The sequence below is a fragment of the Enterobacter sp. 148H3 genome (genome assembly GCF_034107425.1).
In the GTDB taxonomy this organism is placed as follows: Bacteria; Pseudomonadota; Gammaproteobacteria; order Enterobacterales; family Enterobacteriaceae; genus Enterobacter; species Enterobacter vonholyi.
The window spans coordinates 208,240-224,070 of sequence record NZ_JAWNEI010000002.1; the positions used below are offsets into that span (position 1 = coordinate 208,240).

At 51.8% G+C, this 15,831-nt stretch carries 15 protein-coding genes, 1 tRNA gene and 1 pseudogene; 11 read left to right on the plus strand and 6 right to left on the minus strand.

Features of this window, described 5'->3' with window-relative positions; all coding sequences use genetic code 11:
• Positions 1-73: 73 nt before the first annotated feature.
• Positions 74-1,054 carry a tRNA-modifying protein YgfZ gene (ygfZ, locus tag USH94_RS03245; protein ID WP_111963203.1) on the minus strand — a complete coding sequence of 327 codons (981 nt, stop codon included), beginning with the start codon at positions 1,052-1,054 and terminating at the stop codon, positions 74-76.
• A 294-nt stretch (positions 1,055-1,348) separates the two neighbouring features.
• On the opposite strand from ygfZ, the gene sdhE reads away from it, so the two are divergent.
• Positions 1,349-1,615 carry an FAD assembly factor SdhE gene (sdhE, locus tag USH94_RS03250; protein WP_006178375.1) on the plus strand — a complete coding sequence of 89 codons (267 nt, stop codon included), beginning with the start codon at positions 1,349-1,351 and terminating at the stop codon, positions 1,613-1,615.
• Entirely contained in the window at positions 1,596-2,006 is a 411-nt protein-coding gene (locus USH94_RS03255; RefSeq protein WP_021242050.1) for a protein YgfX, read from the plus strand. The genes sdhE and USH94_RS03255 overlap by 20 nt, the downstream gene beginning before the upstream one ends.
• A gap of 6 nt (positions 2,007-2,012) precedes the next feature.
• Here USH94_RS03255 and fldB read toward each other — a convergent pair whose 3' ends face one another.
• Positions 2,013-2,534, minus strand: coding sequence for a flavodoxin FldB (gene fldB, locus USH94_RS03260; protein ID WP_008499710.1), 522 nt, complete (start codon positions 2,532-2,534; stop codon positions 2,013-2,015).
• Between the two features lie 101 nt (positions 2,535-2,635).
• Between fldB and xerD the strand changes: the two genes are divergently transcribed.
• The 5 genes from xerD to lysS all read left to right on the plus strand — a co-directional run bounded on the left by xerD (position 2,636) and on the right by lysS (position 8,729).
• Complete coding sequence (gene xerD, locus USH94_RS03265) at positions 2,636-3,532, plus strand: site-specific tyrosine recombinase XerD (protein WP_111963202.1); 897 nt, start codon at positions 2,636-2,638, stop codon at positions 3,530-3,532.
• A gap of 28 nt (positions 3,533-3,560) precedes the next feature.
• Complete coding sequence (dsbC, locus tag USH94_RS03270) at positions 3,561-4,274, plus strand: bifunctional protein-disulfide isomerase/oxidoreductase DsbC (protein WP_111963201.1); 714 nt, start codon at positions 3,561-3,563, stop codon at positions 4,272-4,274.
• 5 nt (positions 4,275-4,279) lie between these two features.
• A complete protein-coding gene (gene recJ / locus USH94_RS03275) occupies positions 4,280-6,013 on the plus strand; it encodes a single-stranded-DNA-specific exonuclease RecJ (RefSeq protein WP_111963200.1) in 1,734 nt (577 codons plus the stop codon).
• Positions 6,014-6,103: 90 nt separating this feature from the next.
• Positions 6,104-7,202 (plus strand): peptide chain release factor 2 gene (prfB, locus tag USH94_RS03280; protein WP_096151315.1). Its coding sequence is split into 2 segments (ribosomal slippage): positions 6,104-6,178 and positions 6,180-7,202, totalling 1,098 coding nucleotides; the frame shifts between segments, so codons are not numbered across the junction.
• A 9-nt stretch (positions 7,203-7,211) separates the two neighbouring features.
• Positions 7,212-8,729, plus strand: a complete 1,518-nt coding sequence (gene lysS, locus USH94_RS03285; RefSeq protein ID WP_021242046.1) for a lysine--tRNA ligase — start codon at positions 7,212-7,214, stop codon at positions 8,727-8,729.
• A gap of 38 nt (positions 8,730-8,767) precedes the next feature.
• Here the strand turns inward: lysS and idi are convergent, their stop codons facing one another.
• Positions 8,768-9,310 (minus strand): isopentenyl-diphosphate Delta-isomerase, encoded by a 543-nt coding sequence (gene idi / locus USH94_RS03290; protein ID WP_111963199.1) that lies wholly within the window; start codon positions 9,308-9,310, stop codon positions 8,768-8,770.
• A 163-nt stretch (positions 9,311-9,473) separates the two neighbouring features.
• Here idi and actS point away from each other — a divergent pair, with 163 nt between their 5' ends.
• From actS to USH94_RS03305, 3 genes are all read left to right on the plus strand, one after another.
• Positions 9,474-10,217, plus strand: coding sequence for an amidase activator ActS (gene actS / locus USH94_RS03295; protein WP_111963198.1), 744 nt, complete (start codon positions 9,474-9,476; stop codon positions 10,215-10,217).
• Positions 10,218-10,297: 80 nt separating this feature from the next.
• Positions 10,298-10,371: transfer RNA gene (locus tag USH94_RS03300), tRNA-Gly, on the plus strand.
• Positions 10,372-10,967: 596 nt separating this feature from the next.
• Positions 10,968-11,282: a hypothetical protein gene (locus USH94_RS03305; RefSeq protein WP_015673660.1), complete on the plus strand. Its 315-nt coding sequence runs from the start codon at positions 10,968-10,970 to the stop codon at positions 11,280-11,282.
• On the opposite strand, the gene USH94_RS03310 is transcribed toward USH94_RS03305, so the two are convergent.
• A complete protein-coding gene (locus tag USH94_RS03310; protein WP_111963196.1) occupies positions 11,279-12,085 on the minus strand; it encodes a DUF4225 domain-containing protein in 807 nt (268 codons plus the stop codon). The genes USH94_RS03305 and USH94_RS03310 overlap by 4 nt on opposite strands.
• Before the next feature lie 469 nt (positions 12,086-12,554).
• On the opposite strand from USH94_RS03310, the pseudogene USH94_RS03315 reads away from it, so the two are divergent.
• Positions 12,555-13,957 (plus strand): annotated as a pseudogene (locus tag USH94_RS03315) (ISNCY family transposase).
• Between the two features lie 275 nt (positions 13,958-14,232).
• On the opposite strand, the gene USH94_RS03320 reads toward USH94_RS03315, so the two are convergent.
• Entirely contained in the window at positions 14,233-15,387 is a 1,155-nt protein-coding gene (locus USH94_RS03320; protein ID WP_058672230.1) for a hypothetical protein, read from the minus strand.
• Between the two features lie 2 nt (positions 15,388-15,389).
• Positions 15,390-15,830 carry a hypothetical protein gene (locus USH94_RS03325; protein WP_111963195.1) on the minus strand — a complete coding sequence of 147 codons (441 nt, stop codon included), beginning with the start codon at positions 15,828-15,830 and terminating at the stop codon, positions 15,390-15,392.
• Between the last annotated feature and the right edge of the window lies 1 nt (position 15,831).

Consider the following 15,831-nt stretch of genomic DNA (forward strand, 5'->3'; position numbering starts at 1 on the left):
CCCCTCCCACAGGGGGAGGGAGGACACCAAAACCCTAGGCCCGGTAGGCGCAGCGCCACCGGGCGATACAGCATCACTCTTCCAGAGAATACGGCAGCGGCTCAATACTCAGCGTATTTGCATCGTCACGCACGCGGAACACGCTGTCGGCTTCCATGTCGTTGTTCATGACGGCTTGAACCAAAAGACGTCCATCATCCAGCTGTACGGCGGCTAATACGGTGCCGGTACGGCGCCAGTTATCACCCATCTTCAGCTCTAAGTCTTCACCCGCTTCAGGTACACGGCTGGCATGGCCCGCCAGCGTCCACAGCGCGCGTTTGTTTGCCCCGCGGAATTTTGCACGCGCCACCATCTCCTGGCCGGTGTAACAGCCTTTTTTAAAGCTTATGCCGCCCAGTGCCTGCAGGTTGGTTGCCTGAGGAATAAACTGCGCGCTGTTTGCTGCGTCAATTACCGGCAGACCCGCTTCGATGTTCAGCGCCAGCCACTGCTGACTGTTGTTGAGCTGCGCTTCGCCGCGCAGCGCCTCGGTGATGCGCTCGGCGGTTTCGGCATCCGTGACTAACAGAAAACGCTCTGCCGGGTGTTCAAACCACAGGATGGAGGTGGCGCCTTCGCTGACGAGCTGCTTTTCGGCATTCGGCAGTTCGCTGAAGAGATTTTTCAGCGCCGCACGTGCCTGGAAGCCGGCCACACCCAGCAGGACATGTTCGTCGTCCGGGGCGATAGTGACTTTGGAAAAGACCGCGTACTTTTTCAACTCTTTGAGCTGGGCCTCCTGCAGGCTGCGGCGCTCAATAAAGGCAAAGCCATCCTGACGCCGGAACAGACGCAGGTTGCTCCACATTTTGCCTTTTGGGTCGCAATGCGCGGCCAGCAGGTGCTGGTGTTCGGTCATCTGACTGACGTCGGCGGTCACCTGGCCCTGCAGATATTTTTCGGCGTCGGCACCGGTGAGCGTCGCCAGCGCCCAGTCATCAAGAGAAATAAGCGTCAGCGGCAGACGCGCAGAGGCGGCGGGCTGGCGAGGAGAAAATGGTGTAAATGCCATAACGATATCCTGAATTGCTTAACGCTTTGATAATGCCTAATGGTAAAAGAGCCTGCAGGCAATGCAAGCGCTTTCAACAGGCCATTTGTGCCCTAAACCGGTTATGCGTAACGCTACGCAAAATAATGTAATCCGCTGCCTTTGTAGGGATTATTCTGGAAGCCTGCTCGTCGATCGCAATATTCCAGTAATGAAACGGTCAAAAACACGTTACACTAGCTGGTGTCCCCGTATAGAAATAAAGAACACTGAACGGGGCACCGACTGTGCCAAACGTAATGCAGGAAACTGAACATGGATATTAACAACAAGGCCCGTATTCACTGGGCGTGCCGTCGCGGAATGCGTGAACTTGATATTTCCATCATGCCTTTCTTCGAATATGAATATGACACCTTAAGCGACGATGATAAGCGTCTGTTTGTTCGCCTGCTTGAGTCTGACGATCCGGATTTATTCAACTGGCTGATGAACCACGGCAAACCCGCCGATACCGAGTTGCAACGGATGGTGCAATTAATTCAAACACGGAATCGGGAACGTGGTCCTGTGGCAATCTGATCTTCGCGTCTCGTGGCGCTCGCAGTGGATGTCTTTATTGCTCCACGGACTGGTTGCGGCCTTTGTGTTACTGATGCCGTGGCCGCTAAGCTATACGCCGCTGTGGCTGCTGTTACTCTCGTTTGTCGTTTTTGACAGCGTACGCAGCCAGCGTCGAATTAATGCCCGTCAGGGAGAGATCAAATTACTGATGGATTCCCGCCTGCGCTGGCAGGGTAAAGAGTGGGATATCCTCGGTATGCCCTGGATGCTCAACTGCGGCATGATGTTACGGTTACGCAAGGTGGACGGCGGGCGTTGCCAGCATCTTTGGCTGGCGGCTGACAGTATGGATGCTGCCGAGTGGCGAGACCTGCGCCGGATGCTATTGCAACAGACGACGCAGGGATAATATGCGTTAGCTAAACTTTTCAGCCATTTCGCCCAAAATCTGCTCGCACCAGGTTTGCAGGCGCTCATCGCTGAGATCGTACTGGTTGGTTTCATCCAGCGCGAGTCCAACAAACAGCTCGCCGTCGGCAATAATCGGCTTTTTACTGGTGAACTCGTAACCTTCGGTTGGCCAGTAGCCGATGAACGACACCCCTTTCGGCGCCAGTTTGTCGTGCAGCATGCCAAGCGCGTCCAGGAACCACTCCCCGTAACCCAGCTGATCTCCCATGCCGTACATGGCAATGATTTTGCCGTCGAGATTGACTGAATCAAGTTGATCCCAGATGGCTTCCCAGTCTTCCTGTATCTCACCAAAATCCCAGGTTGGGATGCCGAGGATCAATACATCGTACTGTTCCATCAGCGCGACCGCGTCATCTTTCAGGTTATGCAACGTCACCAGTTCCGGGCCAATGATGTCGCGAATTTTCTCTGCCGCCATTTCGGTGTAGCAGGTGCTGGAACCATAGAACAGACCAATATTCATCGCGTAACTATCTCAATTCTTGCGTTGACTTTGCGCGTAGTGTACCAGAAACCGGTCACAATCAGGCATAATGGCCTGACTGCAGAATCAAAGGGGCTGATGTGGAAAAGGATCTCGCACTCGTTGAACAGTTTCTCGACGCGCTGTGGCTGGAAAAAAACCTGGCCGAGAATACGCTCAGCGCCTACCGGCGCGATCTTACCATGCTGGTGGAGTGGCTGGCCCGTCGGCAGCTCTCGCTGGCGAGCGCGCAAAGCGACGACCTGCAGGCGCTGCTCGGTGAACGTGTAGAAGGGGGGTACAAAGCCACCAGCTCCGCGCGTTTGCTCAGCGCCATGCGTCGGCTTTTCCAGCATCTCTACCGTGAGAAGATTCGCCAGGACGATCCCAGCGCGCTGCTGGCATCCCCTAAGCTCCCGCAGCGGCTGCCGAAAGATCTCAGCGAAGCACAAGTTGAGAGATTATTACAGTCACCGGCAGTTGACCTGCCGCTGGAGTTACGCGATAAAGCCATGCTTGAGCTATTGTATGCTACCGGCCTGCGCGTTTCGGAACTGGTTGGCCTGACGATGAGCGACATCAGCCTGCGTCAGGGCGTGGTGCGCGTCATCGGTAAAGGCAATAAGGAAAGGCTGGTTCCGCTGGGCGAAGAGGCGGTTTACTGGCTGGAAACGTATCTGGAGCATGGCCGTCCGTGGTTGCTCAACGGCGTGTCTATCGATGTCCTGTTTCCGAGCCAGCGCGCACAGCAGATGACGCGACAAACGTTCTGGCATCGCATCAAGCATTACGCCACACTGGCGGGTATCGACAGTGAAAAGCTTTCGCCGCACGTATTGCGTCACGCCTTCGCGACGCATCTGCTCAACCACGGCGCTGATTTACGCGTGGTGCAGATGCTGCTGGGACACAGCGATCTTTCCACGACGCAAATTTACACCCATGTCGCGACGGAACGCCTGCGGCAGCTACACCAACAGCACCACCCTCGAGCGTGAGTGCCGACGAATTGTAACAGGATCACATATGAAAAAGACTTTCGCGCTGTTCACCCTGCTGGCAGCCTCCTTTACCGGTTTCGCCCATGCGGACGACGCCGCCATCAAGCAGTCGCTGGCTAAGCTCGGCGTCACCGGAAGCGATATTCAGCCTGCGCCGGTCGCTGGCATGAAAACAGTACTGACCAACAGCGGCGTGCTGTACGTCACCGAAGATGGCAAACACATTATTCAGGGGCCAATGTACGACGTGAGCGGCGCGCAGCCGGTTAACGTGACCAACCAGCTGCTGATGAAAAACCTGAACGCGCTCGAAAAAGAGATGATCGTCTATAAGGCGGCGCAGGAAAAACACGTCATTACCGTCTTCACCGACATCACCTGCGGCTACTGCCACAAGCTGCATGAAGAGATGAAAGACTACAACGCGCTGGGCATTACCGTGCGCTATCTTGCCTTCCCTCGCGCGGGTGTGCAGAGCCAGCCAGAGCAGGACATGAAGGCCATCTGGTGTGCGAAAGACCGCAACAAAGCCTTTGATGATGCGATGAGCGGAAAAGAGGTTAAGCCAGCCTCCTGCGATATCGACATTGCTAACCACTACGCGCTGGGCGTGCAGTTTGGCGTGAGCGGGACGCCAGCGATTGTCCTGAGCAACGGCTATGTCGTTCCGGGCTATCAGGGACCGAAGGAGATGAAAGAGTTCCTTGACGCGCACCAGAAACAGTTTGGTGGTAAATAATCCGCGTGAAAGCCCCGATAAAATTGCGCCGCCGCGAGGTGGTTGAACCGGTTGATTTGCCAGACGATCTCCCGGCGCTGCTTAAGCGCCTCTACGCCACTCGCGGCGTGCGTAGCGCTGAGGATCTTGAACGCAGCGTGAAAGGGATGCTGCCCTGGCAGCAGCTGAGCGGTATCGAAAAAGCCACTGAGATGCTCTACAACGCCCTTCGTGAAGGAACGCGGATTGTGGTGGTAGGGGACTTCGACGCCGACGGCGCAACCAGCACCGCGCTGAGCGTGCTCAGCCTGCGCGCGCTGGGCTGCGATAACGTCACGTATCTGGTGCCGAACCGTTTTGAAGACGGCTACGGACTCAGCCCGGAAGTGGTCGATCAGGCCCATGCCCGCGGTGCGCAGATGATCATGACCGTCGATAACGGGATCTCTTCCCATGCTGGGGTCGATCATGCCCACGCGTTAGGGATCCCGGTGCTGGTTACCGATCACCACCTGCCGGGAGAAACGCTGCCCGCAGCGGAAGCGATTATTAACCCCAATCTGCGCGACTGCGATTTCCCATCGAAATCCCTCGCAGGCGTGGGCGTGGCGTTTTATCTGATGCTGGCGTTACGGACCCTGCTGCGCGATAAGGGATGGTTCGAATCCCGCGGTATTGCCGCACCGAACCTGGCCGAATATCTCGATCTGGTGGCGCTGGGTACAGTCGCCGACGTGGTCCCGCTCGATACCAATAACCGTATCCTGACCTGGCAGGGCCTAAGCCGCATCCGGGCAGGCAAGTGCCGTCCGGGGATCAAGGCGCTGCTGGAGATTGCCAACCGCGACCCGCTCAAGCTGGCGGCAAGCGACCTTGGCTTTGCGCTCGGGCCGCGCCTGAACGCGGCCGGAAGACTGGACGATATGTCCGTCGGCGTGGCGCTGCTGCTGTGCGACAACATCGGTGAAGCCCGCGTGCTGGCCAACGAGCTGGACGCCCTGAACCAGACTCGTAAAGAGATTGAGCAGGGAATGCAGGCCGAAGCGCTGACCCTGTGCGAAAAGCTTGAACGCAGCGGCGATACGCTGCCGGGCGGCCTGGCGATGTATCATCCCGAGTGGCATCAGGGCGTGGTCGGCATTCTGGCATCACGTATTAAAGAGCGCTTCCACCGCCCGGTGATCGCCTTCGCACCCGCGGGCGACGGCACGCTGAAAGGCTCTGGCCGCTCAATCCAGGGGTTGCACATGCGTGATGCTCTGGAGCGTCTCGATACGCTGTACCCGGGTCTGATGATCAAGTTCGGCGGCCATGCGATGGCGGCTGGCCTGTCGCTGGAAGAGGCGAAATTCGTCGAGTTCCAGCGCCTGTTCGGCGAGCTGGTCACCGACTGGATTGACCCGGCCCTGCTGCAGGGGGAAGTGGTGTCCGATGGCGAGCTTTCACCGCTTGAGATGACGATGGACGTGGCGCAAATGCTGCGCGATGCCGGCCCGTGGGGGCAGATGTTCCCGGAACCGCTGTTTGACGGGCGATTCCGCCTGCTGCAGCAGCGCATTGTCGGCGAACGTCATCTGAAAGTGATGGTCGAGCCCGTGGGCGGTGGACCGCTTCTGGACGGCATTGCTTTTAACGTCGATACCTCCATCTGGCCGGACAACGGCGTGCGCGAGGTCGAGCTGGCGTACAAACTGGACATCAACGAGTTTCGCGGTAACCGCACCCTTCAGATCATCATCGACAATATCTGGCCAATTTAGCGGCAGTAATCTCTATAAAAAAGGGCGTGGATTCGGTACAATCCCGCTCTTATCACCGCATTTTGACAAGTCCATAAAAGAAAACAGACCATGTTTGAAATTAATCCGGTAAAAAACCGTATTCAGGACCTCACGGAGCGCTCTGACGTTCTTAGGGGGTATCTTTGACTACGATGCCAAGAAAGAGCGTCTTGAAGAAGTAAACGCCGAGCTGGAACAGCCGGACGTCTGGAACGAACCTGAACGCGCACAGGCGCTGGGTAAAGAGCGTTCCTCTCTCGAAGCTATCGTAGATACGCTGGATCAAATGGCCCAGGGGCTGGAAGATGTTTCCGGTTTGCTGGAGCTGGCCGTCGAAGCTGACGACGAAGAAACCTTTAACGAAGCCGTGGCAGAACTCGACGTGCTGGAAGAGAAGCTGGCGCAGCTTGAATTCCGTCGCATGTTCTCCGGCGAATACGACAGCGCTGACTGCTATCTCGATATTCAGGCAGGTTCTGGCGGCACCGAAGCGCAGGACTGGGCCAGCATGCTGACGCGTATGTACCTGCGTTGGGCAGAAGCGCGCGGCTTCAAAACCGAAATTATCGAAGAGTCTGAAGGTGAAGTAGCGGGTCTGAAATCCGTCACCATCAAGATCATTGGCGATTACGCCTACGGCTGGCTGCGTACCGAAACCGGCGTTCACCGCCTGGTGCGTAAGAGCCCGTTCGACTCCGGCGGCCGCCGTCATACCTCCTTCAGCTCCGCGTTCGTTTACCCGGAAGTTGACGAAGATATTGATATCGAAATTAACCCGGCGGACCTGCGTATCGACGTTTATCGCGCATCCGGCGCGGGTGGTCAGCACGTTAACCGTACGGAATCGGCGGTGCGTATTACCCACATTCCAACCGGGCTGGTCACGCAATGCCAGAACGACCGTTCCCAGCATAAGAACAAAGACCAGGCCATGAAGCAGATGAAAGCGAAGCTTTATGAGCTGGAGATGCAGAAGAAAAATGCTGAGAAACAGGCGATGGAAGACAACAAGTCTGACATCGGCTGGGGCAGCCAGATCCGTTCTTATGTCCTTGATGACTCCCGCATCAAAGACCTGCGTACCGGGGTTGAAACCCGCAACACGCAGGCGGTGCTGGACGGCAGCCTGGACCAATTTATCGAAGCAAGTTTGAAAGCAGGGTTATGAGGAACCAACATGTCTGAACAACAAGCACAGGGCGCTGACGCGGTAGTCGATCTTAACAACGAACTGAAAACCCGCCGCGAGAAGCTGGCAGCGCTGCGCGAGCAGGGCGTGCCGTTCCCGAACGATTTTCGTCGTGACCACACCTCAGACCAACTGCACGCTGACTTCGACGCGAAAGAGAACGAAGAGCTGGAAGCGCTGAACGTTGAAGTGGCCGTTGCAGGCCGCATGATGACCCGTCGTATCATGGGTAAAGCCTCCTTCGTGACCCTTCAGGACGTTGGCGGCCGCATTCAGCTGTACGTTTCCCGTGACGATCTTCCGGAAGGCATCTACAACGAGCAGTTCAAGAAGTGGGACCTGGGAGATATCCTGGGCGCGAAAGGTAAACTGTTCAAAACCAAGACCGGTGAACTTTCTATCCACTGCACCGAGTTGCGTCTGTTGACCAAAGCCCTGCGCCCGCTGCCGGACAAATTCCACGGCCTGCAGGATCAGGAAGCGCGCTACCGTCAGCGCTACCTGGATCTCATCTCTAACGATGAATCCCGCAAGACCTTTAAAATTCGCTCCCAGATCATGGCCGGTATCCGCCAGTTCATGGTCAACCGCGACTTTATGGAAGTGGAAACCCCGATGATGCAGGTGATCCCTGGCGGCGCGTCTGCGCGTCCGTTCATCACCCATCACAACGCCCTGGACCTGGACATGTACCTGCGTATCGCGCCGGAACTGTACCTGAAGCGTCTGGTGGTTGGTGGTTTTGACCGCGTGTTCGAGATCAACCGTAACTTCCGTAACGAAGGTATCTCCGTTCGTCATAACCCAGAGTTCACCATGATGGAACTCTATATGGCGTATGCGGATTACAAAGATCTGATCGAGCTGACCGAATCCCTGTTCCGTACCCTGGCGCAGGACATTCTGGGCACCACGCAGGTCCCTTACGGTGAAGAAGTCTTCGACTTCGGAAAGCCGTTCGAAAAACTGACCATGCGCGAAGCGATCAAGAAATACCGTCCGGAAACCAACATGGCGGATCTGGATAACTTCGACTCTGCGAAAGCGATCGCCGAAAGCATCGGTATCAAGGTTGAGAAGAGCTGGGGTCTGGGCCGTATCGTGACCGAGATCTTCGAAGAGGTGGCCGAAGCGCACCTGATTCAGCCGACCTTCATCACCGAATACCCGGCGGAAGTCTCTCCGCTGGCGCGTCGTAATGATCAGAACCCGGAAATCACTGACCGCTTCGAATTCTTCATCGGCGGCCGTGAAATCGGTAACGGCTTCAGCGAGCTGAACGATGCGGAAGACCAGGCTCAGCGCTTCCAGGACCAGGTTGACGCGAAAGCGGCAGGCGACGACGAAGCGATGTTCTTCGACGAAGACTACGTGACCGCGCTGGAACACGGTCTGCCACCAACGGCGGGTCTGGGCATTGGTATCGACCGTATGGTTATGTTGTTCACCAACAGCCACACCATCCGTGACGTGATCCTGTTCCCGGCGATGCGCCCGGTGAAGTAAGACGTTAAGATGTAAAAAAAGCCCCGAAAGGGGCTTTTTTATTGCGCCGCGAAGGCTTTAAGTTCTTCGCGGGCGGCCGTCGCTTCCATGACCATCCACGGGCTAAAGGCCCAGGGCGTCGCGTCCAGCGCGCGGAATAACGCCTCCAGCTCAACCCACTGATAGTCCATCACTTCATCTTCGTTTATCGTCACGTCATTGGTGATGCGGGCGGCGAATACCGGGCAAATTTCATTTTCCACGATCCCGGACGGGTCGGTTTCCCGATAGCGAAATTCAGGGGCGACGGCGGTGATATCGGTCAGTTCAGCGCCCACTTCAAAGCGGCAGCGGCGGATTATCGCCTGGACTGTCTCTTCGCCGGACTGCGGGTGGCCGCAAACGGAGTTGGTCCAGACGCCGGGCCAGGCTTTTTTGCTTAAGGCGCGTCGGGTGATCAGACATTCCCCTTTTGCGTTAAAAAGCCAGGAAGAGAACGCCAGATGCAGCGGGGTATGTAACGTGTGCGCGGCATATTTTTCCTGAGTGCCAATCACCATTCCCTGGTCGTTTACCAAAATAACGTGTTCTTGAATACTCATTGATGCTCCAGTGCCAAAATGCCGAGTGGTTCAGCACCATCAGCCGAAGCATTATACTGCATTCTTATACGAACGGTTTGGCTCGTAGAGCGGAAAAGGGCATGACCCTTATTCGTTTTGGCTGTTATCATAGTGCGCCATTCACGCTGACCGAGGATCTGTTTTGTTTGCAGGAAGCCTGACGAGAAACCCCATTACCGCCATTTTTTGCCTGACGCTGACGCTATTACTGGTGGGCTGTTCAGGGAGCAAATCTTCGGATACGGGAAGCTATTCCGGTTCGGTCTACACCGTTAAGCGCGGGGACACCCTGTACCGGATTTCGCGCGCAACGGGAACCAGCGTGAAGGATCTGGCGCGGCTGAATAATCTTTCGCCGCCTTACACCATCGAGGTAGGGCAGCAGCTGAAGGTTAGCGGCGGATCGTCCTCGGGCAAAAAATCCTCTTCGAAAGGCAAAACCGCTAAAGTAACGCCGTCCTATCAGGTGCCACAATCGTCATGGCCGCCGGTTGGACAGCGCTGCTGGATTTGGCCTGCCAGCGGTAAAGTGGTCGCCCCTTACTCACTCTCTGAAGGTGGCAACAAGGGTATTGATATCGCCGCTGCGCGCGGTACGCCGGTTTATGCCTCCGGCGCCGGGAAGGTGGTTTACGTCGGTAACCAGCTGCGCGGTTACGGTAACCTGATCATGATTAAACATGGTGAAGACTACATCACGGCCTATGCGCACAACGACACGATGCTGGTCAACAACGGGCAGAACGTCAAAGCCGGGCAGAAGATTGCCACCATGGGCAGCACCGGTACGGATTCAGTGAAGCTGCATTTCCAGATCCGCTATAAGGCGACGGCCATCGATCCGCAGCGCTATCTGCCTGCGCCCGGCAGCAAACCGAAGTGCTAAGTGATTATTTAATCGCCGTTTAGTTGTGAAGAGGCTTGTATGAAGGTGCGTAAGGTCTATAATGCCTTACGCACTTCAAAGCGGGCGTAGTTCAATGGTAGAACGAGAGCTTCCCAAGCTCTATACGAGGGTTCGATTCCCTTCGCCCGCTCCAGTATCCTGATAAATCAATAAGTTATGATTTATGAGTTAGTTACGTTTCCCCCCTTTAGCAAGTACAACTTAAACTTCCCATTGTTCTACGCCCGCACCTGTTGTGTTATTGATCTGTGGTACAAGGGAGCAAATCATCACGCTTGCGGTGGTTCCAAGTTCTTACCGCGACAGTACAACAACGAACAAAAAGCCGCATACCTGGCATAACTCCCGAACAGATTGATCACACGCATTTAAGCCCGATGTGTGGCCTTGTGGCTGCGTAAACACGTGTATAGTGGTAAACGTACCTGCACAAGATATGCAGGCCCTTCCAGCGCTTCGCTCACGCTCCGAAAGGTACACGAGCACTCTGATAAGGTGTGATCCCTCTGACAATCTGATTTGGTCACTGGTGACTTTCGCAAAGCGAAACCAACCAGTTTGGCCTGATGCAGTCGCTATGCTCCGCTTGTTGCTTGTACCACTAACGGGGCTTTATGGCTTTTATTGTCTGAAATCTGATACATTGCAAAAACATCATGTGGATTACTGTAAAGTTCATCTCTATGATTATGTGTGCTATTGCCAGTTAAGAAATGCGGAGAGGACAATATGGATGTTACTGATGAGGCTTTGTTGAGTTCTGGCTTTACACCATCGGATTTGAAGAAGATAAAGAACAACGTTGAAAGCTATGGTGGAACGTTGGGGAATGCAATCAGGGACTTGGCCAGGCGATTTATTCTTGCCGTGTGGGTTGTATCCGGTTGCCTTGCTGTATTCATTTTTCTTGTGATGTTCGCATCTGAGCAGAGTGTTTTCTCTGGTGCTATTGGCCTTTCTTGTGGCGCAGCGGTTGCAATTTTTATACAACCGCCTGTACTTGCTTATAAATCTTGGCGATTCTGTAGAGCGAACAAATCTTAATTAGTACTGTTATCAGTAGCCAGAAGATCAAAAATGACTTTCGCTTTGACACCATATCCAGCGATTTTCATCGTTAGCTTAGGCTTGCTCATTGTGTCAACTTTTCGGTAGTAATCACGCGGCAGCCAACGGAATAATCGCCAAGCTCCGGGTTTCCTTGCTAAGCCGAAGATACTATAGACACTCGCCCCTAGAGTCACCGTATTATAAAGAGCTAATCCACTTTTTGGGCTAAACCCCATGAATTGTGCGGTCTCCATTGCGCCATCAGCAAAAATTCCTTCCGATTTGGATTGTTCACCATAGCGAAGATGGCTTGCTTCTTTTGTTATACCGTTAATACCATCAACAAATAAAACTGCTCCTGCAAGAACTCCAACAGGGGTCATAGTGGACATCATAACCATCCCACCAAATAATGCTGCTCCAGATACCACTATATGAATTGCCGAAATCACGTATCCGACGATTTTATTGTTTTCCCTGACAAACTCGACCTTTGCATAAAGTTGGGCGGCTCTGGTTCTTAACAAGCGTTCTTGTTCTTGCAGATTATCTGTTTCGGCACGCAGATTTTTGATGCATGCAATGCATTCTTCATCGGTTTTGGCCCGTCGTGCAATTTCAAATTCTTTCTCTACGACCTGCCTTATCTCTTCGACAAACTTGATACGTGTTATCCCATCGTGCAAATAGAATGCTGATAGCCGATTTGCAGTTTCGACGAGTTTCCGAGCTTCCAGATTTACCATGGTATCTGACCATGTTCTGTTCCAGCCCCTGTTGAGCAGCGCAATATCCATTAAAGACTCCATCCCAAAATGTGTCTGGTTATTTTACGTGCAATAAGGTCGAAGACAACAGGAACCACTTTCACAACCGTCCCCCGTGGGTGTCCCGTTACTTTATCCTTCCACTTTACATTCTCCTGTTCAAAAATATCCCCGGCTCTGTTGGTGATCTGCTAAACCGTCAGCCCAGGCCCTCTGTGAAAAGCGCTTTTTCTTCGCCAAATATCGCTACGTGATGCCTTCAGCGACACGCCTCACTGCAACAAGCAGTGCAGTTACACAATGCTGCTTTGGGCTGACACAAGGGAGATAACTTGATGTTTTGAAGTGCATCTGTTCGCTAATTGTACGGATATTTAACATATTCTTTGTTATGCGCACTTATAATGTATTAGCTAAATTGAGATGTCCGTCTCTGACCAAATACATGTCCACGCTACAGTCTCACCACAGCGATCACTGCTTTCAAAGGATGAGACTCATGACGGCATACGGAACGGAGTTTTTCTCAATGAACGATGTAAACCGACTCAGGATCCTTCAGGACGTTATCGACCGCCGTCTTACCACACGTCTTGCAGCAACCCGGCTTGAGATATCTGACAGACACTGCCGACGGTTGCTGGAGCGCTATCGTGAACATGGGCCGCTTTCACTTGTTAACCGTCGTCGTGGCCAGCCCGGCAACCAGCAACTCATGCCGGGCCTCGCTGAACGAGCACTGCGTATTATCCGCGAACGTTACGCTGATTTTGGCCCGACTTTAGCCTGTGAGAAGCTTGCCGAGGTTCATGGGCTGTATCTGGCCAAAGAGACGGTACGCAAGCTGATGACTCAGGCTGGTTTATGGATCCCCCGCAAGTTACGGCCGCCGCGTGTACATCAGCCACGACCGCGTCGGGCCTGCACCGGAGAACTCATCCAGATTGATGGCTGTGAGCATCGCTGGTTCGAGGATCGTGGTCCGGTCTGCACACTGCTCGTTTACGTTGATGATGCGACGAGCCGGCTGATGCAGCTTCTGTTCGTCAGTTCTGAGTCCACTTTCACCTATTTTGAAACCACCCCACCTAGGGCTATCTGGAGCGTTACGGTAAACCTCTGGCGTTCTACAGTGACAAGGCCAGTGTCTTCAGGATCAACAACAAGCAGGCCACCGGCGGAGATGGTCAGACTCAGTTTGGTCGTGCCATGAACGAGCTGAACATCACCGGCATCTGCGCCAACACCAGTTCAGCCAAAGGCCGTGTAGAACGGGCTCACCTCACGTTACAGGACCGCCTGGTCAAGGAGCTGCGGCTCCGTGGTATCAGTACACCAGAGGCCGCAAACGCCTTTGCCGAAGAGTTCATGGCTGACTACAACCGCCGGATTGCAAAGTCACCTCGTCACGATTTCGACGTTCACCGTCCGCTTGAGAATAATGAAAACCTGGAGGCAACATTCACCTGGCTTGAACTACGTAAGGTCTCAAAAAACCTGACATTACAGTACGATAAGAAGCTATATCTGCGTGAAGATAATGAAGAAAACCGGCGTTTTAAGGAGAAATACATTGATGTCTGGCAGTATCCGGACGGCACTATTGAGCTCTGGGCTAACGGTACTTCCCTGCCCTTCATCACGTACGACCGGCTGGGAGAACTGGACCAGGGAGCTATCGTCGATAACAAGCGCCTGGGACGAGCTCTGGAGATGATAAAGCTGGTTCAGGACAAACGGGACAACATCCGCTCGCAGGCCCTGCCATCACTTGACGGCCAGACCTCACGTAGAAAGAAGCAACCCGGCAAGAAATCACAACGAAGTCTGAATCAGAACGACATGCTGGAAGCCCTGCAGCAACTCCAGGCAAGGAGCCAGGAAATCTTCGGCAAAAGCTGAAACTTAACCCACTCGCGGACATTTTAATTTAGCCACAAAGCTGACCTTTAAAAACAGCCCAGACAGATGATGTTACTCCAATATTTTAATGTCTCTTTTAACTCACTAGTAGATAATATTAACCATCTTAGATGGGAACAGGTTAACTTACGAGGGGGCTACCGGAGGGAGACGTCCGGTAGCTTTAATTCTTATCGTATTTGGTCCCTTCTAATTGAGTACCAGGCATAGTTCTGTTAAGTTTGTTAGGAGGGAAGGGTTTATGGAAAACGACCTTAAAATAACGAATAGAATTTTCTTTTAATCATTCCTATGAAAGTGCAAAACTTCAATGCGAAAATCTTATAAAGATAACTTTGTGAATCACCCTCATTGATATGATTTATTTGCTGTGGATTTAGGAAAATAGGCAACCAGTGTTTCTCCATAAAATCGTTCTCAAAGAAAGAACTATGTCCCCCAGCGTGATATCTATTGAATACATTCTTGCCGGAAAATCCATTGAAGCCCGTAACACCTGCCAAACCCACGTCAGGTACAAATGCTTCATTTATTGCAAGAGGTAAATCGTGTACAGCACATTCGTTAATGATTACTAAATTATCATTAAAATCCAAAAAATCGAAATTAAAGGTCCTATCTAGAACAGAGCCACAAAGGACAATCAAATCTAGCTCTTTTAACAATGAGCGGTCCTCTAATTCTTTAAGAGCATACATCAAAATATAAGTTCCGAAACTATGGCCTATGCAAATAATTCTTCTGGAACGATTATTTTCCAAATATTCGTTTAGTACTTTTTTAAAATCATCAACGACAAGTTTTCTTCTTGATGGTATAAGGAAAGACAATGTAGAAATTAGTGTATATTTAAATGGAAGATTTTTAACTGACGTAAAATCTTCACTACTTTTACAGATTTCCGCGAGCTTATCTTGCCATTTACCATATGTACGTATACCATGTAGTGTAAGAATTACAATATCAGAATTCTTGTTTTCTAAGCCATTAAACAATGCTGCATTGTAATCTATAATAGCCTTTCTATTTTCAAGCCATGAAAAATCATTAGCTGGACAATAAAGTAATTCGAAGCCAGTTTCCTTATAGTATTTTTGTTTATGACTCTCGATTTCATCTTCTATACCAGAATAGGCAAATATATTACCAGGGCGCTTTAGCCTATTGTTAATTATTGCCTGTACAATATTCAAACCTGCAATTGGATCGATCTCACCTCTCCTAAGCTGAGGAAGTGCAACATCGACAAAAATAATTGTATAAAAAGTTCTTCTCAAAAATGACGTAGCTTCGTTAACGCACTCGGCATAGTCAATAAATTCTTCAGGGATTCGATGATTGCTTATGAGTAATTTTTTAATTTTTAAACCGCGGTTGATGTCATCATCGACAATTAAGTATCTATTCATTTTTACACCATTAACTCTTTAACAGCTTCTTTCCAAACAATACTTGAATTATCATATTTTATACAACCCCTATAATTTTCTGGATATTTATCAGTCATCATCTTTTCAATGTTAGTAAGGTCATAGCTTTTATCGTCTGAAGCAAAGGATATGTATTGAGTTAAAAGTATATATTGTAATGTGAGTCTTTTTCTTTTAATAAATTTTGCTATATCCATCCCCCCAAAAGTACGAAATTCACTTGATGGCATTCCTGCATCTTTATCAAATGTTGGCAAGCTCATATCAATGATAGCAAAATCAAAAGACTCGGAGCTCAACAGACTAACTCCGCTTGAATATGAACGGCTAGAAGAGATGATTGATTCTGGAAATTCTGATGAGATAAAATCAATTATTTTTTGTGTTTTATACTCATTGTCTTCAATAATTAGAATATTCATC

Excerpts from the sequence above, each read along its gene's own strand:
- USH94_RS03310 (WP_111963196.1), bottom strand. The coding sequence starts at position 12,085 with ATGGATATTGCGCTGCTCAACAGGGGCTGGAACAGAACATGGTCAGAT.
- dsbC (WP_111963201.1), top strand. The coding sequence starts at position 3,561 with ATGAAAAAGACTTTCGCGCTGTTCACCCTGCTGGCAGCCTCCTTTACC.
- USH94_RS03305 (WP_015673660.1), top strand. The coding sequence starts at position 10,968 with ATGGATGTTACTGATGAGGCTTTGTTGAGTTCTGGCTTTACACCATCG.
- sdhE (WP_006178375.1), top strand. The coding sequence starts at position 1,349 with ATGGATATTAACAACAAGGCCCGTATTCACTGGGCGTGCCGTCGCGGA.
- lysS (WP_021242046.1), top strand. The coding sequence starts at position 7,212 with ATGTCTGAACAACAAGCACAGGGCGCTGACGCGGTAGTCGATCTTAAC.
- idi (WP_111963199.1), bottom strand. The coding sequence starts at position 9,310 with ATGAGTATTCAAGAACACGTTATTTTGGTAAACGACCAGGGAATGGTG.
- USH94_RS03320 (WP_058672230.1), bottom strand. The coding sequence starts at position 15,387 with ATGAATAGATACTTAATTGTCGATGATGACATCAACCGCGGTTTAAAA.
- USH94_RS03325 (WP_111963195.1), bottom strand. The coding sequence starts at position 15,830 with ATGAATATTCTAATTATTGAAGACAATGAGTATAAAACACAAAAAATA.
- ygfZ (WP_111963203.1), bottom strand. The coding sequence starts at position 1,054 with ATGGCATTTACACCATTTTCTCCTCGCCAGCCCGCCGCCTCTGCGCGT.
- fldB (WP_008499710.1), bottom strand. The coding sequence starts at position 2,534 with ATGAATATTGGTCTGTTCTATGGTTCCAGCACCTGCTACACCGAAATG.